Source organism: Pseudoalteromonas piratica, assembly GCF_000788395.1.
Classification (GTDB): Bacteria; Pseudomonadota; Gammaproteobacteria; order Enterobacterales; family Alteromonadaceae; genus Pseudoalteromonas; species Pseudoalteromonas piratica.
The window spans coordinates 252,404-276,984 of the sequence record NZ_CP009889.1 but is presented as its reverse complement, the minus strand read 5'-3'; the positions used below and the strand labels follow the sequence as shown (position 1 = coordinate 276,984).

The following is a 24,581-nucleotide window of genomic DNA, read 5'->3' as shown; positions in this document are numbered from 1 at the left end:
CAATATTCAAAATAAAAAGAAGCATAAATATGACAACTCAAACGCGTTTGCGAAGTCCATTTGGCAGCAGCTTTTATGTTGCCAATATCATGGAAATATTTGAACGATTAGCTTGGTATGGCTTTTTTACCGTATCGTCACTGTATATGACTAGCCCAGTGTTGCAAGGTGGTATGGGGTTCAGTGATGAGCAGCGGGGGTTTTTACAAGGTCTAGTCCCCTTTTGTATTTATCTTTTGCCTGCTCTTACAGGCGCATTAGGTGATCGCTATGGTTACAAAAAAATGCTGCTTGTCGCATTTGCCATGATGACGCCTTGTTACTACTTGCTTGGTCAAGTCAATAGTTACAGTACATTTTTCTTAGCCTTTATGGGTGTTGCAATTGGCGCTGGTATTTTCAAACCATTGATCACCGGCACCGTTTCGCACGCGACCAATGACAGCAATCGCAGTTTAGGCTTTGGCGTATTTTATATGATGGTGAATGTGGGTGGATTTTTAGGCCCGGTGATCGCAGGTATTATGCGTGATACAAGCTGGGATATGGTGTTTATTATGGCCGCAGTGTGGATTGCCATTAACTTTATTCCTGTCACCCTCTTTTATAAAGACCCAACAGAAGAAATCCGTAAAAACACGCCCGCCAAACCACTTAAAGATATTCTGATAGAAATGCGTGAAGTACTGGGCAATGGTCGTTTTGCGCTACTTGTTTTTCCAATACTCATTGCGTTTATGTTACCCGGTACAAAATTAATTACAGAGCAATTCGCTTACAGCTTTATTGGCATCTGGTTAGTAATTAATTTAATTTGGCATGTATTAGCCCCAAAATCTGGGAAAGCGTGGTACTCCAGTAAAATAGCGATGGGCAATAAACCCTTTCTGCTACTTATTTTGATTTTGAGCGGTTTCTGGTTGGTATATATGCAAATTTTTATTACCTTGCCATTATTTATCCGCGATTATGTTGATAGCTCAGATTTAGTGCAACTGGCGTACTTACTTCATCCCAGCTTTGGTGAAGCGGCTTCATATGTCAATGTGCCGCAGCTTTCACAAGCCATAACAGCACTTGCGACACAATTTGATTACAACCAATCAGCCAGTTTTCACAAAGCCTACCTTGAACTCACTAATTATAATGTACGCATTCCCAGCGACGTATTAACACAGCACCTAACGTCATTAAATAATTTAAGCCAAGAAGAAATTTCAGCATTAGCGGCACAATGGGCAAACGATTATCGTCAGTTTAAGCCTGAGTATATTGCCGCAGTTAACTTTGGTTCTATTGTACTATTGCAAGTGCTGGTTTCAGCTTTAAGTGCACGCTTTAAAACCTTCTATGTCATTATTGCCGGCGCATTGATGATCGCCAGCAGTTATCTGCTACTTGCTAACAACAATGCTGGGGCTATTGTCAGTGGCTCGCTCGCGGTTGCCGCTTTGCTGATTTTCTCTCTAGGTGAAATGATGGCTTCACCAAAACAGCAGGAGTACGTGGCCTCAGTGATGCCAAAAGATAAAGCAGCAATGTATCAAGGCTATCTTTACACAGCCTCTGCTATTGGCTTTTTGTTTGCAGGTAAGCTCTCTGGTTGGGGCTATAACAAGTGGGCTGTGGAAGCCAATGAGCCTGGGAGTTTTTGGTTGTTATGTGCTGCAATAGCCTTTATTACAGCCCTTGCCCTTTGGCTATTTAATTATTTTGCTGCTGAAAAGTTAGAAAAGGCGCAACAAGATGCCGAAGTTGCACTGGACCCTCATTAAATAATTATTAAATACAATGCGATTATAAGGTGGCGTGAGAGATACACATCACCTTGTAATCAGCACCGCAACCAAACTTATAGTGCCTTTTTCTCAATGCGAGCTTCTATTTAATTATTATTCGCTAAAAAAACTGTTTATTTTTCGATCAAAGCTAGGGTAGAATCCACCGTCAACAAATAATTAACATAATAGAATCAATATCAAAGGAATGATTATGAGGTTTATTGCACTGCTCTGCATTGTGCTCAGTGGCATTTATCTTTACCACACCAAATACACCACAAAGCCCATCACTAATTACCAAGATTTGCTACAAAAAGCAGAACGAACCGATGTTAAAATAAGCGAAATAAAGCTTGCTTCAAATGTGCTTGCCTTAGAATTTTGCAATGATGAATCATTTCAACTATCCGGCGGCAAAAGTCCCCGTGAATGTTTAAGAACCTTCTCAAATATGCGTAATATGTGTGAACAACGTATTTTTAAAAATGACAATGAAGTTGTTGAATCAAAAGACACGGTCGTAAAAATCGCAAAACGCTACACGGCCTGTGTCGGGATTGAATAAATCCACTAACTATAATCAATCACTGATTCACAAAAATATAGATTAGTCATTTTTTGCATAGCGTTTGAAAAGTTTGGCAAGCTTATAGGCATTTTTCACTAAATCAAATTCTTGTTCGACAAAAGTACGTCCAGCCATACCCATGGTGCGACGTGTTTCACTATCACTGCATAAGATTGAGAGTTTATCGGCGATGCTCTTGGGATTTTGCGTCTCACACAGTAGGCCTGTTTTACCGTTATTCACTAATTCAGGAATGCCACTTACATCAGAAGCAACCACAGGCAAACCGCACGCCATTGCTTCCATAATCACCACGGGTATCCCTTCTCGGTTACCTGATGCCGTTTGAAAGCTTGTCAAGGTAAAGACATCGCTGATAGCAAGGCTTTCAAGAATTTTCTGCTGCGGCTGTGCACCTAATAAAGTGACTTCGTTTTCCAGGTTTAATTGATTAATTTGTGCTTCAAGTGCGCCGCGCATAGGGCCATCACCGATCAACGTTAGATGAAAAGGGATCTCTTGACTTTTTAACTGTGCACAGGCCTCAATCAAATAACAATGCCCTTTAACTTCGCGTAACGAAGCAACACATAAAATCTGCGTAATATCATTATTAGTGTGTATTTTTGGGGTAAATAATTGCGTATCAACACCACATCTTACGATCTGAAGCTTGTCATTATGTAAAAGGCCAGTGTGTGTATAAAAAAATCGTTCATTATACTGAGAGATCATCACCGCAAACTTAGCTGCGTTAAATTTTTCTGACAACATATGTTGGCGCTTATGAATATCTGACCCGTGCGCGGTAAACGAATAGCCAATGCCTGAAAGTTGCTTAATGACGTAAGCGACCATGGCCGGATGATTGGCAAAATGCGCATGAATATGCGTAATGCCTTGTTGTTTAAACAGCGTTGAAAAATAAACCGCCTTAGGGAAAAAAGCGATTGCACCGAGCAAAAAGTTTGGGCATGCAAAATTAAATCGGATGACATTAAATAAAGTTTTAACAAACTCGATTGGCTGCGTAAAAAGCACTTTTAGCATCGCGAGCGCAATTCTAAATGACATAAAAGGCGTAAAAGTTACTTTGTGCATTAACGCCAATGCACTGGGATGCACCACGCTGGCTTTTTCTCTTTGCAGAGGAAAGAGCGATACTTCAACACCTGTATCAGCAAGCGCCAAGACTTCATTCAGAATAAAGGTTTCGGTAATTTTTGGGTAACGTGACATCAGGTAAGCCACTTTCATGTGCGAGGACTCCGAAGTAAAAACATAAAATTCGCCTGATAGTGAGTAGTATCCGGAAAACAAATAAAGTTAATTGCTAATACTACCATGCCCGCTAGCCAAGGCGTAGCATGGTCACAAATGCGTTTATAATTGAACAATAATCCATCAAAAAACTAATACTAATGAATTAATTGGGTATCTATTACAACATATCACGAATTGCTTTACGGTAATCTGCTATTTTAGTAACATTTGTTACTGATTGTATGAAAATCAAATAATAAGCTGGTCAAAACAATGTCATCCAACTACATCGCGCTTGCCGATTCATTTAAAAATGAGCTCAAACTTTTAGAAAGTAACTTGATGGAAGCGTCTGATGGTGAGCGAGTGCAATCTATATTAGTGACCAGCAGCAAATCTGGTGAAGGAAAAACCATGAGTGCGATTAGTTTAGCGCGTAAATTTGCACTCGAAAATAATTACAAAGTGCTGTTGATTGACAGCAATATACAATCACCAAAATTACACGATGTGTTCTCTTTACCAATTCAGCCGGGCTTGTCTGAATGCCTGAATGGCAACGCAGAAATCAGCCAAGCATGTCATTCTACTGACAATGAAAACCTAGAAATCATGCCACTTGGTATCCCTAAAGGACACATCTCTCAAATCATCAAAGATCAAAAACTAGAGAAACTAATCGCTGAATTAAAAGCTGATTACGATTACATTATTGTTGATTCAACTTATGTGCTTGGTACTTCCGAGGTCAGCATGATTTGCAGTATCTTTGATGCAACCCTATTGGTTGTTGAGTGTGAGTCGACCAAATGGCAAGTGGTTAAAACAGCCGCAGACAAGCTCACCAGTTCTAATGGAAAATTGCTCGGTACTATTCTCAATCGCAGGCAATTTTATATTCCGCAATTTTTCTACGGTTAAGAGTAATAAATAGATGTATTTTGTTAAACCATATATGCTCCCCTTATTGCTCACTGCACTTATTTTAAGTGGTTGCAGTAGCTCAGAAAAAACCGGCCTAAAACTCGGTGAAGAAGCAACAATTGAATCAAGTAGCTTTTCCTTTAGCCCGCCTGATTTTGAACACTTAGCCGAATATAAACTCTCCCCTGGCGATGTTTTAGACGTACTTTTCCAAATACAAACTTGGCAGCCAGAACTTGTTTATCGCATCTCTTTAGGTGATACCGTATCGGTTAAGTTTCCAGACATAGCTGAGCTCGATCAAACACAAAAAGTCTTACCTGATGGCACCATAGCAATGCCTTATATTGGTACTATTAAAGTATATGGTAAAACCGCCTCTGAAGTTGCAGAAGAACTAAAACAAGCCTATCGCGGTGTACTAAACTCCCCTTCTCTTTATGTCAGTGTGCCTGAGTACTTATCGCAAATTCGCGAAATGAAAGAAGATCTACACACCTCTGCACGTGGTTTAAGTCGTTTGGTGACAATCCGCCCGGATGGTTATGTAACCTTCCCAATGGTTGGGGACGTATTTGTAGCAGCAAAGTCGATTCCTGAAATTAAAAACACCATTAATAAACAATATCAAAATATCAGCACCAGTTTACATGTTGACCTGTTTTTAGAAAAACACGCTGGCTCAAAGATTTATATTATGGGTGAAGTCGAAAGCCCTGGTGCTTATGACATTACTAAACCAACCTCTGTTATCCAAGCGATTGCTCTTGCTAAAGGACACAATCGTGATGCTCAGCTTGATGAAGTTTATGTTATCAGGCGTAAGGGTAAGCAAATGATTGCTACGCGCGTCAATGCGGAACAAACTTTTTCAATGGCAGGCAATGGCAGTCTATTTTTCCTAATGCCTGACGATATTGTTTATATACCATCAACGCCACTTTCCGATGCCGCGTATTTGTCACAGCAAGTGGCAGACGTCTTAATGTTTAGAGGCTGGGGATTAAACTTCTCTTGGCAGCTACGCAGAGCGCCAATCGATGAAGACTAATAAAGGCAGCTACGAGTGAATACTGAATCTCAAAACTCTGAAAACTTTTTAAGAGAAATACTCTTTATTGTCTTTGCCAATAAGCGTTTGATTATTGATACGATTGCATTGATATTTATCGCTGTATTGGCTGTGGCCTTGCTTGCACCCAAAAAGTATACCGCGCAGTCAACTCTGCTCGTAAAAGGCAAACGTGTTGAACGTAACCCTGAAATTGTTCAACAGTTACAGGAAAAAAGACAAGAAATAACACGTGAAGATTTGAATTCCGAAGCCGAAATCATCGCCTCAGTTGAAGTATTAAAACGCACTATTTTAGCACTGGCTAAAAATGATCAAGTCTTTGATATTCCATTATCGACAAATGGTAATGAAGCGAAAGACGAAGCCGCCGAAGAAAAACTGATTAAAACAAGTAGCAAATTAGCATCTGCATTATCTGTTACTGTGGTACGTTCATCTCAAGTGCTTGAGCTAGGCATTATATGGGGTTCGCCAAGTGAAGGTGAGGCAATCTTAAAAGAATTGGTAAATCAATATTTAAGTTATCGAAATGCCGTATACAAGCCTGAGCAAACAAAAGATTTCTATGATCAAACGGTAGCGGCTTATCAAAGCTTAATTGATGTAAAGTCATCTGAAATAGCGATGGTGATTACAAAAATAAAAGCGCCAGAATCCTCGAAAGAAATAGAAAGTAACCTAGCAGTTAAAAAAGATTACCAGTTACAGTTAGGGATCCTTGAAAAAAGCCGCCTTGCATTAACATCTGAACTAAAATATTTGCGAAAGCAGCTAGATATGGTTGATCAGGTTGCACAATTTAATGCCAACCGTCTGCCGGGACACGAAAAGAAAACCTACCAATTTTTTTCAAATATTGAAAACCAAGCAATCCGTGATATGGCTAATATTGTTCATCTCAAGCTTGAAGAATACACCAAAATTAGCCGGAATTTCGTCGCCTCTAGTGAACGTGCTAAAAGCATGAAAGCGGAACTTGATAAATCATACCGTACCCTAGTGCGCGAAGTACGTGCATTAATGGAACACCAAGAAAACGAGTTAATGGCAGTAAGAGACAGCATTCGATTCTTACAAAGCAAGGTTGATGAAATTGATGTTAGAAATGGTGCGCTTGCGCAATACCAGATGCAACTTGAAAAGTTAGAACGAGAAAAGCGTTTATTAGAAAAAACCTATGAAAACTATTATCGCTTAAAAGAAGAATCGTTAATGTTTGAGCGAATTCAAAGCGCCAGTTTAAATACGCAAATTATCGTTCTGACCCCAGCTTGGGCAAGCAGTAGTGCAACATTCCCTAATAAACGATTACTCATTCCCTTTGGCTTAGTAATTGCAGTGTTAGTTGCATTAACCGTTGCGTTTATTAACGAGTATTTTGATGACTCTATAAAGCGTGCCAGTGATTCGGAACGTTATTTAGGGTTACCAACCATTAGTGCATTAAGTAATAAGGAAGTCACCACAAAACCGTCTTACACAACACGCATTATAAGGTTTTTCATTAATTTACCCAAAAAGCTAAAACGCACATCAAATAAATAGCAATAGGTAGTATGCAGTTTATGAAACAAGATCACCCCTTTCACTTTGATAGTGGATATGTTGCCAAGCAAGGACTTGCTAACACCTTATTTAATAAATTAGCAGCGCTAGTATTGCTTTTGGTGAGCCTTCCTGTGTTTTTTATTATTCCTATCATCATCAGATTACAAGATGGCGGCCCTGCATTTTATGCTGGAGAACGACTCGGTAGAAATAAAAAAACCTTTACCATGTATAAGTTTAGAACGTTAACAGAAAATGCAGAGGCCATTATCGGTGCGGAGTTAGTATCGACAAGTACACTCAAACTAGAAACACCAATAGGTAAATTTTTACGTGAAACTCGCCTAGATGAATTGCCGCAATTATTTAATGTACTTAAAGGCGATATGGACATTATCGGCCCGCGCCCTGAGCGACAGACTGTTTACGATGAAATGTGTAAACAAATCCCATGGTATGATAAACGCTTTGCCGTAAAGCCAGGGTTAATTGGTTACTCTCAGCTGTTTACACCACACAGCGCATCTAAAAAAACCCGTGCATTAATTGATAATTTCTACTTAAAACGCAGCCACGAGGTTAAGTCTGATATTGTCTTATTGTCTTATGCCTTGAGCGTTTTGCTTTTCAAATTGATTCGCAAATTGCCAAAAGTCGCTGTAAAAGTTGTTAAACACTTATCACCGCTTTACAAAAGCCCTGTTGAAAGACGGGTATTAGACAGAGTTAATTGCCACAGAACCAAAGTTAATCTTTGGTACAAGCACACAGACCAAGGAAATGCTGATAGCCTAAATATACACCTCAGTGATCTACAAGGTGAGGTAATTAACATTAATGAAGATGATGTATACATTGCGCTGCCGCATGAAATAACAAACGACATTGCAGCAATTGAATTAATTACCCAATACAAACCTATGTTTCAGTCGAAAGCGAGACATAAATCTGTTCATTGTGAAGCTAAATTAAAGATTAAGCGCGATGCCAGCAGTGAATATCCTGACAAGTTTTTGTATGTGATCTCAATGCGCAAGCTCAGCCCATTGAATCAATTAAAACTACATAAATACTTTTTATATAAGAGTATTTCCTGACTATATGAGCAGACAACTGGCTAACATCGGGCTTGCGCGCCTGCTCATAATATCAGCACTTATAGTGCTTACGGTGTTACTGTTAACCACTAAATACTTTGTGTTAGCTGCGGTACCCAGTATTCTCGTTGTCGCCAGTTTAATTATGTCAAAGCAACCGCAAATTGGCGTGTATATTTTAGTCTTTATGATCCCATTTGGGGCATTTCGTAAGATTATGGTTGGTGGCGTCGAGATAAACCTTGCATGGATTGTGGCAGGTGGGACATTTTTAATTTTTATCGCCGATCGCATCATCCATAAAAAGTCCTTTAATGACTTAAGAAACCCAGTATCTATGTGGCTTACTTTATTTTTCTTAGTAGCCATTGTTTCAACCTGGTTGTCTCCTTACTTAGCGGCATCGATTAAAGACTTTAAACTCTGGATTGCATCCCTGTTATACATTTTATTGGTACTTGCCTTAGTGCCCAAGCATGGCTTTCGCAAAACACTGCCTAAATTAATCATTTTAAGTGTCGCTGTGAGTACATTTTTAGGCAACTTAGACTACCTATTTGGTTTGAGTTTATTTACCGAAGATCATATGGGCGGGAACTTAACCCGTAATGTTGGCGCAACAATTGATCCTAACAACCTATCATTGATGATCATTGCCAGCATGCCAATCATCGTGCATGGTTTTTTATATGCCAAACGAGCAATCTCCAAATTAGCTTATGCCGCGTTACTGATTAATGCCGTGCTAGGGATTGGCCTCACTTTTTCCCGAGGTGGTTTCTTGGTTTTTGTGGTGATATCGGCATTAATTGTATTTGAGTTTCGCCATTTCTTTCGTGTTAAATACATAGGCTTTATTCTACTTGGGATTAGCATCAGCTTAACCACCTTTGTCGTTGTTATGCCAGACTCTTTCTGGCAACGACAAACATCACTAACCTCTTGGGAAGATTCATCGCTTGTTAGGCGAGCAAGTTATTTAGAAGTTGCATCCGATGCGTTTTTAGAGCGACCACTATTCGGCCATGGGCTAGATAGTTTTTATCAAATTTATGCGCAAACACAATACGCAAAAATTGATAAAGAAAGCGGAAAAGTGCTTGGCCGTTATGCTCACAATAGTTACCTCGAAATTCTTGTAGGTACAGGGATCATAGGACTAATTACGTTCTTAATGTTGCTATTTACTGCACTTCGCGCATTTACCATCGCCAAGCAACGATATTTAAAAGCAGGCATGATAGAGGAGGCTGACTTTATTGCTGGATTACGGCTCTTTTTATTTGCCACCTTATTTTACTTGCTTATCTTTAGTGAAACGCATCACAAGTTTATGCTCGTCGGTTTAGCACTTTCACAGCTTGCATTACGTTACAGCACAATTGACCTAGTAGAGAAAAAACAACATGGATAACCTTTTTATTGCTGCATTGCTGATTGGTGCACTGGCATTGCTTCCTTTACTGTGTGTCTTTGCCGTTTATCCATGCTTACTTTTTTTTAAAAAAGCACCGCCAAGACAAATAAATGTGCAAAACCAAGGCACGGCATCAGAGCCAACGGTTACCATGTTAATTGCAGCGCGAAATGGCGAACGCTTGGTCGAAGATAAAATTAATAACTGTCGGGCATTAGCGTATGCAAAAGACAAAATTAACTTTATCTTTTTCTCTGATGGTTCAACGGATAATACACTTGATCTGTTAAACACCCATAAGTTCGACGCTATGACCGTGCTTTATGATGAGCAACATATTGGTAAAGCAAAAGCTTTAAACAGAGCAGCAGAGCATACCCAAGCCGATATTTTAGTATTTTCTGATCTCGATGCGATTTTAGTGCCCGATGCAATAGCACAACTCACCAAACACTTTTCTCAACCTAACGTCAGTGGCGTGTGTGGTCAACGCGCTATTGCAAGTGACACAGGCGCACTTAAAGATGCGCAAAAGAAATACATCAAACTCGATAGCTGGATAAAGGTTCAAGAGAGCAAATTAGGCTTTTTAACATCAAACGATGGCAAACTTTATGCGATAAGACGTGAACATCATAGCCCAATTGCAGAGGGTGTCACTGACGATCTTTACAGCGCACTCGCTGTTATTAACCAAGGTAAACAATTTGTTTTTGAAGGCCAAGCAAAAGCATTTATTAAAACACCTTCACGCAATAGTAAACATGAAATCAGTCGCCGTAGACGGATCACCTGTCGCAGTTTAACGGGCATCGCCATGTTTCCCGCATTATTGAATCCATTTAAGTCAGGCTTTTTTGCATCAGGATTGTTCATTAACAAAGTAATGCGCCGCTTGCTACCGGTCTCGCTGCTGTTACTGTTTGCATCAAACTTAATGTTAATACCCGTTCATTTACTTTTTAAAATCAGTATGATTTTACAGTGTGGATTTTATCTCGTGGCATTATTCGCACCTTTTGTAACTAAACTACCAAACAAACTAACAAAGCTATTTAATGCAATACATTATTTTGTGCTGGGCAATATCGGTGTACTGTTAGGAATGTTAGATTTTGTGCGCAACAAACGTGTCATCAAATGGGAGCCAGTCAAAAATGACTAACACAATAAAAAATGGCAGCCAGCTTAACCGCGCTATTGGCAAGGTGCTTTCACCCGCTTTACTTATGACATCCGTGCTTTTTTGTCATGAAATATCAGCAAATGATGCCTATTCAATGCCTTCTAATGTTGATATCCAACAAAAAGTAGCGAGCTTAATTGAGCAAAATGATGCGTTTACAGTCAATGTATACTTCGATACCGATTCAGCCAAAATTACGCCAGAATATCAGCAACTATTAACACGACTAATCACACAACTGCAGCAAATTGAAGCGTATCAATTCCAATTAGATTTAGTCGGTCATACTGATAGTCGCGCTTCGAAAGAGTACAACTTAAAGTTGGGCGAAAGACGTGCATTGGCAGTGAAAGCATTTCTTCAACCCCATTTAAAAAATGAAATTCGCATACGTGCAGTGCAGTCTAAGGGTAAAGCGAACCCGGTTGCAGATAACACAACGGTGCAAGGCAAAGCCCTAAATCGTCGAGTAGAAATAAGCATTGAACCTTCGACAATCGCGTTTTTTGAAAAACACAGCAAAGTTGCATTAGCAGGAAATGGTGACTCCTTATTACTGAATAATGGGAGTGAACTCGTTATTTGGGATACGCAAGCGGCATGCCCACAAAATATTTTGGCAGCGAAGGAAGGCAAAATTTATACGTCTGCAATTTCGAATAATAAACTGCTCGCATTATCTGGTGGTACATCGCAACGCCTTACTTTATGGGATGTTGCAACTGCCAGTGAACTTGAGTCTTTTACAGGCCATTTATCTGCGATTACCGCAGCAGCCTTTTCTGACAGTGCAGAAGTGGCAATTTCAGGTAGTTTAGATGGTGAAGTTCGCCTGTGGGATTTAGTTAAACGCCAAGAAATCAAAACATTCAGAAAGCATCAAGCTGCCATTTCTGCAGTAACACTTTCATCCGACAGTAAATATGCCGCATCTGCGGATGTCGATGGCAACATCACCTTATGGAATCTAGTGACGCAGAAAATGGAGGCGCATTTTCCTATTCATAACGATACTGTGACGCATTTAAGTTTTGATGAAAAAAATGATTACCTGATCAGCGCCAGTAACCGAAGCGGTATCCATTACTGGCAAACATCGACTGGTCAAAAGTCATTATTTAATGACCCTGAAGGTCGCAGAATAAACCACTTTGATATTTCAAGTGATGGACAAAAACTGATCGCCATTTATCAAAATGGGGATATTACATTGTGGGAGCTTCGAACTAAACGCAGCTTACTCAATATTAGCAATTCGCAGTACAATCTTAAAAGCGTGGCATTCGTTAATAACGATGGCGTTATCATGACCAGTGATGAACGTAATAATGTGCACTTTTGGGACAGTAAAAGCGGCCAGTATCTTAATACATTTACAACCCATGACTGGCAGCCCCAAAAACCGTTTCCGAATGAAAACGAGCAAATTAAATCATGGCTTGATGAGGTCACGAATACCCAATTTACGTGGGTTGGTAGTGCCTGTTATGAAATGGGGTGTGGACCTTGGAACAAGCAATGTTCTAGCAGCGAACAGCCGCTTCATAAGGTCTGTTTGAGTGGGTATTGGATTGCACAAAACGAAGTAAGCCAGCAACTATGGCAAGATACCCTGGGTTATAATCCGTCCAAACAACCTTGCCAGGGCGAAACGTGTGCAACGTCAGCTGTAAACCAAGTTTCGTGGAAAGATGCACAACTATTTATGTGTAAATTAAACCGCAATGCGGGTCAAATTTATCGCTTACCGACTGAAGCTGAGTGGGAATACGCATGTCGTAACCAAGGTGAAAAAATCAAATACTTCCCTTCTCAGCAAAAGGATGAAAACCAATCAGATCTTGGCTTAAACAATATGAATGATGGCGTGTGGGAATGGACACTCGATGCATTTACAAAAGATGGTTACAGCAAACATCGTCGCCACCAGCCTGTTTATGCAGGGGATGATAGCTATCATTTTATGAACGGCCATGTTTATCGCGCACAACGCGGCGGTGCATGGAATAAGGGTTCTCAATTAGGTCAGTGCTCTCGTAGGCATTATGATGAACCCGGCTCACGTGCTTTTTATTCAGGCTTAAGATTAGTAAAGCCACAATAAAATGAGTCAAAATCAGGTGCCAACAGCCCATCAAAAATCGGCGTTAAAAAACATTGTTCAATTCACATCGAGCAATTTTTATCGCCATATGCTTGGGCTTGCCACTGCATTTTTTCGCCCAGGATTACTTGGCCCTGAGCTTTTTGGTATTTGGAGTTTGCTAAACGTAATTCCGTTTTATGCCAATTTTGCGCACCTTGGTACACGCTCCGCAATGCGCTTTAAAATCGCTGAGTTAGCTGAAAAAAATAACAATTCACTTAAACGTTATACACATACTACTCTGGTAGTTACTTTAATTGCGACCACTGTAATTGCAGCCATAATGACAGGCTACGCATTAACCACACCACTCGTGTCTGAAATGGAATATGGCCTCTATGCGATGGCCATTATTATTTTTCTCAATGCCCTGTATGAACATTATGGTGCAGAAGCGAAGGGTTACCATAACTTTACGTTAGTCAGTCAAACAACCGTTATTCGCTATACCTTAAACTTTGTTTTTGGCCTCAGTTTTATTTGGTTTTGGGGTTTATATGGTGCGCTTTTAGCTCTGGGCTTATCCTGCTTTATTGCGCTGTGTTTCTTACTGAGAAAAACCCCAATAAGCACGCCAAGTGCTGCCAATATGCCACTTGCCAAGTCATTAGTAAAAACTGGCAGTCCGATTATGGCGCTCGATTTGGTTAACCTAACACTGCGCAATATTGATAAAGTGCTCGTTGCATCATTTTTAGGTGCAAAGGCGCTGGGCATTTATGCCATTGCAGGCATTTTAGTTGGCGTGATGATCAATATTCCGGGGTCTTCGCGGGAAGTAACCGAACAGTTACTGATGGCAGAAAATAAACAAGCGGCCAAAGAGGCGATTTTAGAACAGTATATGATAAAAGGTATTCGTTTGAATGCTTACCTTATGCCACTTGTTATTGCTGTGATGTGTTATGCCTTACCTGTGTTTATCACATGGTTTTTACCTGCATTTAATGAATCAATTTTACCCGCGCAATGGTTACTAATTGGTGCTTTTTTCTTAACCCTAAGTTACCCAGTACGTGGCATTATTGTATTTAATCAATGGCAAGCGAAAGCTTCCTTAGTTGCTTTTATTGCTGTATTAATTGCAGTGCTGATGCTTGTCATAACACTCAATACGGGTAACAGCTTAACCTCAGTAGCCCTTGCTGCATCCCTCTCATTTGTCGCCTTATTCTTATTATTGAGCTGGTTTGTTTACAGCAGATACCAGCTGCCGTTTTCACAATTTGTCAAAGAAGCCTTGAGCTGTTTGTTACCATTTTCTGTGTTACTTATTAGTTACCTGATTTCAATGGAACTCACTGCGCTCAATTGGCCTATTTTATTATCTCAATTACTATCAGGGTTAATTTTCTTGATGATGTATTTGCCCTTACTGTATCGCGCAGCCAAATCTAAGCACATTGCACTTCCCACAAAGCTATTAAAAAAGTTAAAGCGCGAAAAAGGCGAAAATTAATGTTAGTGACTGTTTATATGCCAACCCATAATCGGGCTGAAATGCTTGAAACTGCAATTAATTCAGTTCTTGCGCAAAGCTATCAACCGATTGAACTCATCGTGGTAAACGACGGTAGCAAAGATAATACAGATGACGTACTGCGCCGCTATGAAAAAGAACATGGCATCAAAGTCATTACCAATGAAACAGCAAAAGGCGCGTGTGCTTCAAGAAACTTAGCCATCAAAGCTGCTAGGGGCGAACTTATTACAGGGCTTGATGATGATGATAAATTTTTGCCAAATCATATAGCACAGTTAGTGGAAAATTTTGATTCGAATTATGCTTTTATAACAAGCCCTGTCCTTGAAAATCAGGGAAACAGGACAATTAAACGCACGTTAGATACTGGCATAATTACTTTAGACGATATGCTTTATTACAATAAAGCGGGCAACCAAGTACTCACTTTAACCGAACGATTAAAATCAATCGGAGGATTTGATGAGAATTTACCTGCTTTTCAAGACTATGATATATGGTTAAGGTTATGTCAGCAATTTGGTGATGGATTAAAGCTTTCAGAGCCGACTTACCAACTAAATACTGCACACGAATTAAATCGCATTAGCAGCTCTTCGCAAAAGCGCTTAGATGCACTCGATATTTTTTTCGCTAAGCACCAACATCTTATGTCGTCAAAGCAGCAAAAAGCATTTCAGTTTTTACGGTTTCATATTTCAGGAAAACAACTTTCTATTAAAGATTTTTTTGCCATTATTAGCACTAAAAATTACAAACGTGTCATCGCACTATTGTTAAAGCAACGTTTGCCATTTATTAAAAAATTGATTGATCGATTTCGCTATAAAAAAACATAACCAATAAACAGTTTTGCGTTAAACTCAATAAACCGGAAACTGCTTTTAAAAATCCATTATGCGTACCTTAATTAAACACATCATTCAGGCAGCATTAGTGTTGTCTTGCATGCTTTTTATTTCCCCATCGAAAGCAGTATCGATGCCAGATTATATTTGGCTTTCTCCAGATGAAATTGCCAAGCTCCCCGTCAGTGGTAAAGCGTGGCAAAATATTAAAAATAATGCGGATAAACCTCTTTCATCGCCAAACTTATCAAATCAAGATGATATGACGAATGTTTATGTGTTAGCAAAAGCATTAGTCTATGTTCGCCTGCAAGATGAGAAGTATCGTGAACAAGTGATCGATGCATGCATGCAGGCAATTGGTACTGAACAAGCAGGCACAACATTAGCGTTTGGCAGAGAGCTTTCTAGTTATATTATCGCGGCACAACTTGTCGGCTTACCTGATGATAAGAAAAGCCTTTTTGATGCTTGGCTAAGCCAAGCTCTGAATAAAGAATTAAGTGGCCGCACCTTAAAATCGACCCATGAAGACAGACCCAATAATTGGGGAACTCATGCAGGCGCCAGTCGAATTGCGCTTGCTATTTATTTCAAAGATCACGAAGAATTAACGGCATCTGCAGCTGTGTTTAAAGGCTGGCTTGGCGATAGAAACAGTTACAGTGACTTTAAATACCGTGATACAAAGTGGTGGCAAGCTAATCCTAAAAAACCGGTAGGCATCAACCCTAAAGGCTCTAAAAAACGTGGTCATAGTATTGATGGAGTACTTCCTGACGAGCAGCGCCGTGGCGGCAATTTCGCTTGGCCACCCGAAAAAGAAAACTATGTTTACGAAGGTCTGCAAGGTGCGCTTGCTCAAGCAGTCATGCTAAAACGTGCAGGTTACAATAGCTTTGCATGGTCTGATAATGCCTTGCTTCGCGCTTTTACATGGCTTCACGAACAAGCCAATTTTCCTGCTGAAGGAGACGATACTTGGCAACCGCATATCATTAATTATGAATACGGTACGCAATTTCCAGCCCCGACTCCAGCCAAACCCGGTAAGGCGATTGGTTGGACTGATTGGACACATAGTACTGAGCAAAATAATTAAAATTTTCAACTACCCGATTTAATAAAAATAATTCAAAGGACGGTTAATGTTCATTTCACTTTTAATCAAGGAGGTAAAACAAAGTTTACCTGCTATCGTAATTATTGGCTTTATCACTGTGATCTTAATGGGCTTTGTAGTTATGGCAAAGTCGCTCACAGGTATTCCTCTTAGTCAGTTTGTACGAGATCCAAACTCAATTGCCAATGCACCTTTTTATAACGGCTTTTACTCACAGCTTGGCTTGTTTGTATGGTTTGCAAGTGCAGCACTGTGTTTTTTTCTTGCCAATGCATTAAGTGGCGCCACAGCAAAGATAAAACTTAAAACCTTTTTTATCTCATCAGCTTGTATCAGTTTAATGCTTGGGTTAGACGATGCCTTTTTACTGCACGAAGATGTATTTCCATCCCTTGGTGTATCCGAAGCCATGGTTATGATGTTGTACGGCTTATCGATTCTGATTTATTTGACTTGCTACTTTAAATTTATTTTTACCACCCGTTTTCTAATACTTGGCTGTGCATTTTTCTTTTTCGCACTTTCTGTAGGTTACGACATGATCTTACCAGATAAGTACCACAGCTATGCCATTGAAGACAGCGCAAAAATGGCCGGAATTTTAGCCTGGTTCTACTATTTTTATACCTTAGGGCTCAGTTATATTAAGCCACTCACACAAAAATAAGTGCGATAAAACCTAATTTTAGGGCAAATAAACCCCTTGTTAAAAAAGCCTAATAGATCGTCTATTAGGCTTTTTTAATTCTCTAATCACAACCTAAAGCAAAAAACCTATTGCAAATCGGTTTTACTAAATCTATTATACCGATCGTTAATCGGTTTTTAGTTTAAGGTGATCACAATGAAACTCGGCGATTTAGAAAAGTTGCTTTTACACTACCTTTGGCAACACGGTTGCTCTGACGTAAAAACCGTTTTTGCTCACTTTGAAAATACCCGTGGTGGCAGTTTAAACACCTACCAAAGCACCCTTGAACGCCTCTACAAAAAAGGTTTGTTATCGCGTCATAAAGAGGGGCATGCATTTCATTATAAAGCTCGCGTTGAGCGCCACGAGTTAATAGGCCAACTAATAAAATCAGTCACCACAGATTTTGTTGGAGAAGACGATGGTAGCAGCCTAATTGCCGCATTTAGTTCGATGTCATCAGAGTTCAACGTAGAACAACTGGACAAATTAGAATCGCTGATCGAACAGCAAAAATTAAAACTTAAGCAACAAGGCTAAGTTATGAGCGCAGAACCCCTCACTTTATTGTTAAATTTATTAGCCATTGCCGTTGTGTGCTTTGTGCTACATAACATTGCGGTGTCTGCGTTTGTCACTTTATTAAGTACGCGATTTCTAAAGTTACAGGTTAAATCTCGCAAAATCACCTTGTGGTTTTTAGCGACCTTACCTTGGTTTAGCGCCTTTTCGACCGCCGCCTATTTTGTTTACGCAGCCAATGGCTTGTCACCGTTTGAAAGTGCCTCAAGTATTAGTCATTGGCATCATATCGATAGCTTTTCATGGCTCAGTTGGCACGGCGCAGTGACCGCGTGCGCACTTGGTTTTTTAGCATATGTAATAAGCTCAAGGTTGCTAAAGCTGCGTGCCCATCAGCACGAAATTAAAAGCTTAATGGCGCTTTCTCGTAAGCTTGATAACAACTCGTTCGAAATCGATTCAAATGATGCCGCAGCATTTACTGCAGGTTTTATTAGCCCTAAGTGCTTTGTTACTAAAGGCATGCGCGAGCAAATTAGCGAGACTGAATACCATATAGTTATGCAACACGAACTTGCCCATGCAAATAAGCGTGACCCATTTAAAAAGTGGTTATTTGCTCTGCTCGCGGCGTTTTTTATACCTAACATTAAACAGCGTTTAGTCCTGCATATGACCTTGGCAATGGAGCAAGATGCAGACAACGCCGTGATTTCAAACACTACTTCATCGCTTGATATTGCGGGCACCCTTGTAAAAGTAGCAAGACTAAATGCCACTGGCATTACCCTTAAAAACACTGATATGGTGGCTAATTTTGGCGCAGATGTGCTAGAGCAACGTGTGTACTTCTTACTTGGGCAATTATCGCTAAAACCAGTTAATCACTTGCTTATGATGCTGCTCGCAATTGCCGCATTTTTCCTATGCTTGACCTCAGTCGATAGCATCCACCACTTTATCGAAACCTTCACGAGTCACTAATATCATGGACTTTAAAGGTATTTCTGCAAATTCAAAAAACCGATTAACAATCGGTATAAAGCCTAAATTTTAGGAGTGAGCGTATGCTTATAAAATTTGTCACAACAAGAAAACCGATTAACAGTCGGTTATTGATAGGGTTAAACCTTGTCGTTGCAAGTCTATTACTCGCACCACAGGGCGCTAGCGCAAGCGAAGTCGTGAGCTTAAAAACCGCCATCAGTAAGACCATACAAAACCATCCTGATTTAACGCCGCTAATTTATTTGCAACAAGCAAATCACGGGCTTATTCAACAGGCTGGGGTTGCAAGCCCTGTTACCCTTGATGTAAGTGTTGAAGACGCGCTTGGCACTGGCGATTATCAGGGCTTTTCCAATAGCCAAACAAGGTTGAGTATTGCGTGGTTGCTCGATGGTGAGCAAGTGGATGCACGAGTGAATCTCGCCAAACAACAAGGGCTGATTTATGCTGTTGAAAAAGAAGCAAAAGCGCTCGATTTAGCAGCCGAAACTGCCAATTTGTTTATTACCTTATTAGAGCAGCAAGCCCAATTAAAACTGGCAACTCTGGCGGAAAAACAAGCCCAAAAAGCCCTTTTTGAGATTACCAAACGGGTAGAAGCAGGCCGCGTAAACAGTATTGATAAATACCGCGCAAAGGCCGATTTAGCAAAGCAAACATTAGTCGTTGAAGATCTTTACTTTGAAATTGAAGCAACAAAATCACAGTTGGCAGCCCAGTGGCAAGGCACTACTGAGTTTGATGTCACTGGCGATTTAACCCAATTACCCAATGCCCTTTCTCTGGAAGATGCCAAAGCACAATTAAAAAACACGCCGCGTTTTTCACTCTTTGCATCAAAACAGCGTGTAATCTCATCAGAAATTGCACTATCAAAAGCTGAGAGCATACCCGCTTGGCAAATCAATACGGGCATTACGCGCGACCAAGCGCTTAATGACGTTTCACTAAGTGCTGGCGTTTCAATTCCGTTAGGGGGTGCATCTCGTAGCGAAGGGAAAATTGCATCGCTTAACGCCAGTAAACAGCAGCAAGCAGCCGAGGCAAAAGCCTGGCTTGCGCGCGCCCAAACCCAAGCGTTACTGCTTAACCACAAGCTAACCCACAATACCCATATTGCCAATGCACTTGTGAAAGAATCACTTCCCGCCCTCGAGACCGCAAGTAAACAAGCCGAGCTTGCCTATCAACAAGGACGCTACCGATACACCGATTGGTTCGCAGTAAAACAAGAGCTAATACAAGCCCAATTGGAACTGATACAAGCCTACGCCAATATTCAACGACTCAATGTTGAACTTGAGCGCTTAACTGGCGCTAGCCTAACAACTAAGTGAGATTGCGATGAAATTATCAAATTTAATAAATGCATTTTTAGTGAGCCTATTTCTCACTTTGCCAAATTTTGATGCGCTTGCCGGAAGCGACCACGACCACAGGCAAGATGATAGCGAGCACAGCGATGCAGTTACAGGACCAAACGGTGGACGACTTTTCAAAACAGGTGACTTCTCTTTGGAACTGCAACTCTTTGAACAAGGAACAGCACCCGAATACCGCGTGTTTATTAAAGATCACGAAAAAACGGTAGCGCCCACTGATGTGGACGTTACCGTTATCCTTAGCCGATTAGGTGGCAAAAAAGACACCATTTCATTTAAACCAGATGGCACCTTTTTAAAAGGCACATCACCGATTAACGAACCTCACTCATTTAGCGTTAAAATAAGCGCCACGTATCAAGGTGAAGTCTATGAGTGGCATTTTGATAATTTTGAAGGACGAACGCAAATTGCCGCCCCCATTGCGAAACAACTGGGCATTAACACCAATACCGTGCAAGCAAAAACCCTGACAAAAACTTTGCCGGTTTATGGCAAACTCGCCCTGCCAGCAGGGGCTAAACGCCAAATAAGTGCGCGTTTTGATGGTGAAATTACCAAACTCACTGCGCTTTTGGGTATGCAGGTGAAAAAAGGTCAGCACATAATGACCATTCAAAGTAACGACAGCTTACAAAGCTACCGTGTCATTTCCCCAATAAATGGCATTGTAACTAAACAAAATGTGGGACTTGGTGAGCAAACGGCTGGGCGCAGTTTAATAGAAATTACCGATATGACTGAGCTTGTTGCAGAGCTACAGGTTTTTCCAAACGACGCAGCAAAAATCAGCCAAGGCGCAGCAGTAAGCGTTAATGTAAATGGCTTAAATACGCCAATAAATACCACCATTAAAGACAGCCTATTTTCAGTTGCTGGCAATCAAGCAAAAACCTATCGCGTCTTCATTCCCAACCCCAATAACCAACTGCAAGTAGGCCAATTTGTTAGCGCCGACATCACTCTTGAAAGCTTTACAGTACCGATGGCAATTGAGAAAAAAGCACTGCATGCGTTTCGTGATTTTAATGTGGTATTTGCCAAATTTGGCGACCAATTTGAGGTTCGTATGTTAACCCTTGGCCGCAGCAGTGGTGAGTGGGTTGAAGTGTTAAGTGGCATTGATGTTGGCAGCGAATACGCCACCGACAACAGTTATATCTTAAAAGCTGACATTGAAAAGTCAGGCGCGTCGCACGACCACTAAAAGTGAGTAGTTACTTATGCTAGAGTCCATTTTAAAATTCGCGATTGAGCGAAGTAAGTTAGTACTTGCAATGGTAATCTTAGTTGCAGCATTGGGGGCTTGGCAGTTTACCAAATTGCCCATCGATGCCGTGCCCGACATTACCAATGTGCAGGTCGTTATCAATACCGAAGTGCCCGGTTATACCCCGCTGGAAGTAGAGCAACGTGTTACTTACGTGCTTGAAACCGCACTGGCAGGCGTGCCCAACTTAAGTTACACACGTTCTATTTCACGCTATGGTTTATCACAAGTGGTTGCCATATTCAGTGATGACACCGATATCTATTTTGCCCGCCAATTAGTAAATGAGCGTTTGGTTTCGGCAAAATCAGAATTGCCTTTTGGCGTAGAGCCAGAGCTTGGCCCGATTTCAACAGGGCTGGGGGAAATATTTATGTTTACGGTTGATGCATTGCCAGGTGCCACTAACCCCGATGGCAGCCCAATCACCGCAACCGATTTACGCACCGTGCACGACTGGATCATTCGCCCACAACTTGTACAAGTAGAGGGCGTTGTTGAAGTAAACCCCATTGGCGGCTTTGAGCGCGAAATTCAAATCGCCATAAAACCTGAAAAACTGTTGGCATTTGGCATATCACAACAAGATGTAATTGAAGCTATTGGCAGCCATAACCAAAACCGAGGGGCGGGTTTTATTGAACGTGATGGTTCGCAGTGGCTAGTGCGTATTCCTGGACAATTAAGCGATTTAGCCCAGCTTGAAAATGTACCCGTCACTAATTTGCAAGGTGCGGTGATCCACATTAAAGATGTTGCCGATGTGATTGAAGGTAAAGAGCTACGCTCAGGTGCTGCAACACAAAATGGCCATGAAGTGGTGCTCAGTACCGTCTTTATGTTAATTGGTGAAAACAGTCAAAAAGTGGCAAAAGAGGTAGGCGAACGCTTAACAGAAATAAGTAAAAGTTTACCGCAAGGGGTGGTGATTAACCCTGCGTACGATCGCACAAAACTGGTGAATAAGACCCTCGATACCGTTAAAACCAATTTGCTTGAAGGCGCACTGCTGGTCATTGTGATTTTGTTTTTATTACTCGGTAATTTTAGAGCGGCGCTTATCACCGCGATGGTGATCCCATTTGCCATGTTAATGACCATTACAGGTATGGTACAAACTAAAGTAAGCGCTAACTTAATGAGTTTAGGCGCGCTCGATTTTGGCCTACTGGTTGATGGCGCAATTATTATCGTAGAAAACTGTATGCGCCGCTTAAGCCAAGCTCATAATAGTCAAAACAAAGCGCAGCCCTTGCCATTAAACGAGCGTTTGGCCTTGGTATTTGATGCCACCCGTGAAGTGATCCGCCCTGCCCTGTTTGGTGTGTTTATTATTACCGCAGTGTATTTACCGATTTTTGCCCTAACCGGCGTGGAAGGCAAAATGTTCCATCCGATGGCAATGACAGTGGTAATTGCACTAGTGAGTGCCATGGTTTTATCAATTACGTTTGTACCTGCTTGCATTGCTCTGTTATTTAAAAAGCCGGTACAAGAAAAAGAAAATATCGTAATGAAAGCAAGCACTGCGCTTTATCAGCCAATCTTAACCTTTGTGTTAAAAATGCGCTGGTTAGTTGTTGCTGTAGCCATTGCGCTAATGGCATTTGCTGGCGTTATGAGTACCAAACTCGGCAGTGAATTTGTGCCTAATTTAGATGAAGGTGATATTGCCATGCATGCCATGCGCATACCGGGCACTTCACTTACTCAGTCGATTAAAATGCAAGAACTACTAGAGCAAAAAATTGCTGAAAAAGCCGAAGTATTAAGTGTATTTTCAAAGATTGGTACTCCTGATGTGGCCACCGATCCTATGCCACCAAGCGTTGCGGATGTGTTTATTATGCTAAAACCGCGTGCTGAATGGCCAAACCCAGCCAAGCCAAAAACCCAACTGGTAGCTGAGCTTGAGCAACTAGTTGAAACCATTCCAGGTAATCGTTATGAGTTTTTGCAACCGATTCAAATGCGCTTTAACGAACTGCTCTCGGGTGTGCGTTCAGAGCTTGCGATTAAGGTTTTTGGCGATGATTTTGATACCCTTGCAATTGTTGGTAAGCGCATTGAAAGTGCAATTGAAAACGTTGCTGGGATTCGCGATGTGCAAGTTGAAAAAATTAAAGGCTTGCCCATTTTAACCATCAATCCAATTGATCAGATGTTAGCGCGTTATGCTTTAACCAAGGCCGATTTACAACAGCAAATTGCCATTAGCATGGGTGGCGTGGATGTTGGTAAGTTTTATCAAGGCGATCGCCGTTTTGATATAGTTGTGCGTTTACCCGATGATAAACGCCGTGATATCGATAATCTTAAACACCTACCCATTACCTTAGCCAATGGCGATTATGTGCCGCTATCAGAAGTAGCAAGCATTGAAAAGGTAAACTCAGCAAATCAGGTTAACCGTGAAAATGGCAAACGCCGCATTGTGGTAACAGCCAATGTGCGTGGCCGCGATTTAGGTGGATTTGTAAAAGATGTGCAAATGGCGATTGAACAAAATGCAGATATTCCAGCAGGTTACTGGATAGAATACGGCGGTACTTACCAAAAACTGCAATCAGCAACCAAGCGTTTAACCTTAGTTGTACCGTTAACTTTAGCGATTATTGTGGCGTTGTTGTTAATCGCCCTTGGCTCATTTAAAGATTCAATGATTATCTTCAGCGGTGTGCCATTGGCACTTACGGGCGGTATTTTCGCGCTATTCCTGCGTGATATTCCGTTTTCAATTTCGGCTGCTGTTGGCTTTATTGCCCTCTCTGGTATTGCGATTTTAAATGGCTTAGTAATGGTGTCGTTTATTCGTGAGTTAAGAGCAAATAAGCTTGGCTTAAATGACGCCATTATTACCGGGGCACTAACGCGATTGCGCCCAGTACTTACCACCGCCCTTGTTGCCTCACTTGGCTTTATTCCAATGGCACTAAATACCGGCATTGGCTCAGAAGTGCAAAGACCGCTTGCGACTGTGGTTATTGGCGGGGTTATTTCATCCACCTTGCTAACACTTTTTGTTTTGCCAGCACTTTATCGCATTTTGCATAACAAGGACTGACTATAAGTATGCTATGCCCTCTATTGAGGGCATCTTTTCGCCTAGCCAATAAACGTAAGGAACTGTAATAAACTTAAATACTTTCTTACACAAGAGTAGCGAGTTTATTGCCATCTTCACGCTTTTTAAACTAGTACTATGTTATTATCGCACTAGTTTTTTTGGGCTAGATTGAGATTAGGCAA

General features: G+C 41.0%; 19 protein-coding genes. 18 read left to right on the top strand and 1 reads right to left on the bottom strand.

All coding sequences use genetic code 11. The features are described from left to right. The first annotated feature begins 29 nt into the window (after positions 1-29). Together OM33_RS15995 and OM33_RS15990 are read left to right on the top strand one after the other, a co-directional pair. A complete protein-coding gene (locus OM33_RS15995) occupies positions 30-1,775 on the top strand; it encodes an MFS transporter (RefSeq protein WP_040135022.1) in 1,746 nt (581 codons plus the stop codon). Positions 1,776-1,992: 217 nt separating this feature from the next. Then, complete coding sequence (locus OM33_RS15990; protein ID WP_040135020.1) at positions 1,993-2,346, top strand: hypothetical protein; 354 nt, start codon at positions 1,993-1,995, stop codon at positions 2,344-2,346. Positions 2,347-2,388: 42 nt separating this feature from the next. Here the strand turns inward: OM33_RS15990 and OM33_RS15985 are convergent, their stop codons facing one another. Then, on the bottom strand, positions 2,389-3,606 hold the full coding sequence (locus tag OM33_RS15985; protein WP_040135018.1) for a glycosyltransferase: 1,218 nt from the start codon (positions 3,604-3,606) through the stop codon (positions 2,389-2,391). A 279-nt stretch (positions 3,607-3,885) separates the two neighbouring features. Between OM33_RS15985 and OM33_RS15980 the strand changes: the two genes are divergently transcribed. From OM33_RS15980 to OM33_RS15905, 16 genes are all read left to right on the top strand, one after another. Further along, positions 3,886-4,533: a CpsD/CapB family tyrosine-protein kinase gene (locus tag OM33_RS15980; protein ID WP_040135017.1), complete on the top strand. Its 648-nt coding sequence runs from the start codon at positions 3,886-3,888 to the stop codon at positions 4,531-4,533. Positions 4,534-4,546: 13 nt separating this feature from the next. Continuing rightward, a complete protein-coding gene (locus tag OM33_RS15975) occupies positions 4,547-5,587 on the top strand; it encodes a polysaccharide biosynthesis/export family protein (protein ID WP_052141094.1) in 1,041 nt (346 codons plus the stop codon). Positions 5,588-5,602: 15 nt separating this feature from the next. Then, entirely contained in the window at positions 5,603-7,156 is a 1,554-nt protein-coding gene (locus OM33_RS15970; protein ID WP_040135016.1) for a GumC family protein, read from the top strand. Between the two features lie 20 nt (positions 7,157-7,176). Further along, positions 7,177-8,256, top strand: coding sequence for a sugar transferase (locus OM33_RS22115; protein WP_199922603.1), 1,080 nt, complete (start codon positions 7,177-7,179; stop codon positions 8,254-8,256). A 4-nt stretch (positions 8,257-8,260) separates the two neighbouring features. Beyond that, positions 8,261-9,670, top strand: a complete 1,410-nt coding sequence (locus OM33_RS15960; protein WP_040135015.1) for an O-antigen ligase family protein — start codon at positions 8,261-8,263, stop codon at positions 9,668-9,670. Then, positions 9,663-10,838 carry a glycosyltransferase gene (locus OM33_RS15955; RefSeq protein ID WP_040135014.1) on the top strand — a complete coding sequence of 392 codons (1,176 nt, stop codon included), beginning with the start codon at positions 9,663-9,665 and terminating at the stop codon, positions 10,836-10,838. Before OM33_RS15960 ends, OM33_RS15955 begins: the two co-directional genes overlap by 8 nt. Then, positions 10,831-12,963: an SUMF1/EgtB/PvdO family nonheme iron enzyme gene (locus OM33_RS15950; RefSeq protein ID WP_040135013.1), complete on the top strand. Its 2,133-nt coding sequence runs from the start codon at positions 10,831-10,833 to the stop codon at positions 12,961-12,963. The genes OM33_RS15955 and OM33_RS15950 overlap by 8 nt, the downstream gene beginning before the upstream one ends. Position 12,964: 1 nt before the next feature. Continuing rightward, complete coding sequence (locus tag OM33_RS15945; protein WP_040135012.1) at positions 12,965-14,464, top strand: lipopolysaccharide biosynthesis protein; 1,500 nt, start codon at positions 12,965-12,967, stop codon at positions 14,462-14,464. Next, positions 14,464-15,327 (top strand): glycosyltransferase, encoded by an 864-nt coding sequence (locus tag OM33_RS15940; RefSeq protein WP_040135010.1) that lies wholly within the window; start codon positions 14,464-14,466, stop codon positions 15,325-15,327. The genes OM33_RS15945 and OM33_RS15940 overlap by 1 nt, the downstream gene beginning before the upstream one ends. A 58-nt stretch (positions 15,328-15,385) precedes the next feature. Beyond that, a complete protein-coding gene (locus OM33_RS15935) occupies positions 15,386-16,438 on the top strand; it encodes an alginate lyase family protein (RefSeq protein WP_199922602.1) in 1,053 nt (350 codons plus the stop codon). Positions 16,439-16,484: 46 nt separating this feature from the next. Further along, on the top strand, positions 16,485-17,126 hold the full coding sequence (locus OM33_RS15930; RefSeq protein WP_052141092.1) for a hypothetical protein: 642 nt from the start codon (positions 16,485-16,487) through the stop codon (positions 17,124-17,126). 177 nt (positions 17,127-17,303) lie between these two features. Beyond that, positions 17,304-17,690, top strand: a complete 387-nt coding sequence (locus OM33_RS15925; RefSeq protein ID WP_010558239.1) for a BlaI/MecI/CopY family transcriptional regulator — start codon at positions 17,304-17,306, stop codon at positions 17,688-17,690. Between the two features lie 3 nt (positions 17,691-17,693). After that, a complete protein-coding gene (locus tag OM33_RS15920) occupies positions 17,694-18,656 on the top strand; it encodes a M56 family metallopeptidase (protein ID WP_040135008.1) in 963 nt (320 codons plus the stop codon). A gap of 83 nt (positions 18,657-18,739) precedes the next feature. Further along, entirely contained in the window at positions 18,740-20,017 is a 1,278-nt protein-coding gene (locus OM33_RS15915) for a TolC family protein (RefSeq protein ID WP_040135006.1), read from the top strand. Positions 20,018-20,024: 7 nt separating this feature from the next. Next, the gene (locus OM33_RS15910; protein ID WP_040135004.1) at positions 20,025-21,269 is read left to right on the top strand and encodes an efflux RND transporter periplasmic adaptor subunit; all 1,245 of its coding nucleotides are present in this window, start codon (positions 20,025-20,027) and stop codon (positions 21,267-21,269) included. Positions 21,270-21,285: 16 nt separating this feature from the next. Then, a complete protein-coding gene (locus OM33_RS15905) occupies positions 21,286-24,396 on the top strand; it encodes an efflux RND transporter permease subunit (protein ID WP_040135002.1) in 3,111 nt (1,036 codons plus the stop codon). Positions 24,397-24,581: the final 185 nt, after the last annotated feature.

What these genes read in the sequence shown, in the direction of transcription:
- OM33_RS15950 (WP_040135013.1), top strand. Translation starts at nt 10,831, where the DNA reads ATGACTAACACAATAAAAAATGGCAGCCAGCTTAACCGCGCTATTGGC.
- OM33_RS15960 (WP_040135015.1), top strand. Translation starts at nt 8,261, where the DNA reads ATGAGCAGACAACTGGCTAACATCGGGCTTGCGCGCCTGCTCATAATA.
- OM33_RS15925 (WP_010558239.1), top strand. Translation starts at nt 17,304, where the DNA reads ATGAAACTCGGCGATTTAGAAAAGTTGCTTTTACACTACCTTTGGCAA.
- OM33_RS15990 (WP_040135020.1), top strand. Translation starts at nt 1,993, where the DNA reads ATGAGGTTTATTGCACTGCTCTGCATTGTGCTCAGTGGCATTTATCTT.
- OM33_RS15975 (WP_052141094.1), top strand. Translation starts at nt 4,547, where the DNA reads ATGTATTTTGTTAAACCATATATGCTCCCCTTATTGCTCACTGCACTT.
- OM33_RS15985 (WP_040135018.1), bottom strand. Translation starts at nt 3,606, where the DNA reads ATGAAAGTGGCTTACCTGATGTCACGTTACCCAAAAATTACCGAAACC.
- OM33_RS22115 (WP_199922603.1), top strand. Translation starts at nt 7,177, where the DNA reads ATGAAACAAGATCACCCCTTTCACTTTGATAGTGGATATGTTGCCAAG.
- OM33_RS15910 (WP_040135004.1), top strand. Translation starts at nt 20,025, where the DNA reads ATGAAATTATCAAATTTAATAAATGCATTTTTAGTGAGCCTATTTCTC.
- OM33_RS15920 (WP_040135008.1), top strand. Translation starts at nt 17,694, where the DNA reads ATGAGCGCAGAACCCCTCACTTTATTGTTAAATTTATTAGCCATTGCC.
- OM33_RS15955 (WP_040135014.1), top strand. Translation starts at nt 9,663, where the DNA reads ATGGATAACCTTTTTATTGCTGCATTGCTGATTGGTGCACTGGCATTG.
- OM33_RS15915 (WP_040135006.1), top strand. Translation starts at nt 18,740, where the DNA reads ATGCTTATAAAATTTGTCACAACAAGAAAACCGATTAACAGTCGGTTA.
- OM33_RS15980 (WP_040135017.1), top strand. Translation starts at nt 3,886, where the DNA reads ATGTCATCCAACTACATCGCGCTTGCCGATTCATTTAAAAATGAGCTC.
- OM33_RS15945 (WP_040135012.1), top strand. Translation starts at nt 12,965, where the DNA reads ATGAGTCAAAATCAGGTGCCAACAGCCCATCAAAAATCGGCGTTAAAA.
- OM33_RS15935 (WP_199922602.1), top strand. Translation starts at nt 15,386, where the DNA reads ATGCGTACCTTAATTAAACACATCATTCAGGCAGCATTAGTGTTGTCT.
- OM33_RS15995 (WP_040135022.1), top strand. Translation starts at nt 30, where the DNA reads ATGACAACTCAAACGCGTTTGCGAAGTCCATTTGGCAGCAGCTTTTAT.
- OM33_RS15905 (WP_040135002.1), top strand. Translation starts at nt 21,286, where the DNA reads ATGCTAGAGTCCATTTTAAAATTCGCGATTGAGCGAAGTAAGTTAGTA.
- OM33_RS15940 (WP_040135010.1), top strand. Translation starts at nt 14,464, where the DNA reads ATGTTAGTGACTGTTTATATGCCAACCCATAATCGGGCTGAAATGCTT.
- OM33_RS15930 (WP_052141092.1), top strand. Translation starts at nt 16,485, where the DNA reads ATGTTCATTTCACTTTTAATCAAGGAGGTAAAACAAAGTTTACCTGCT.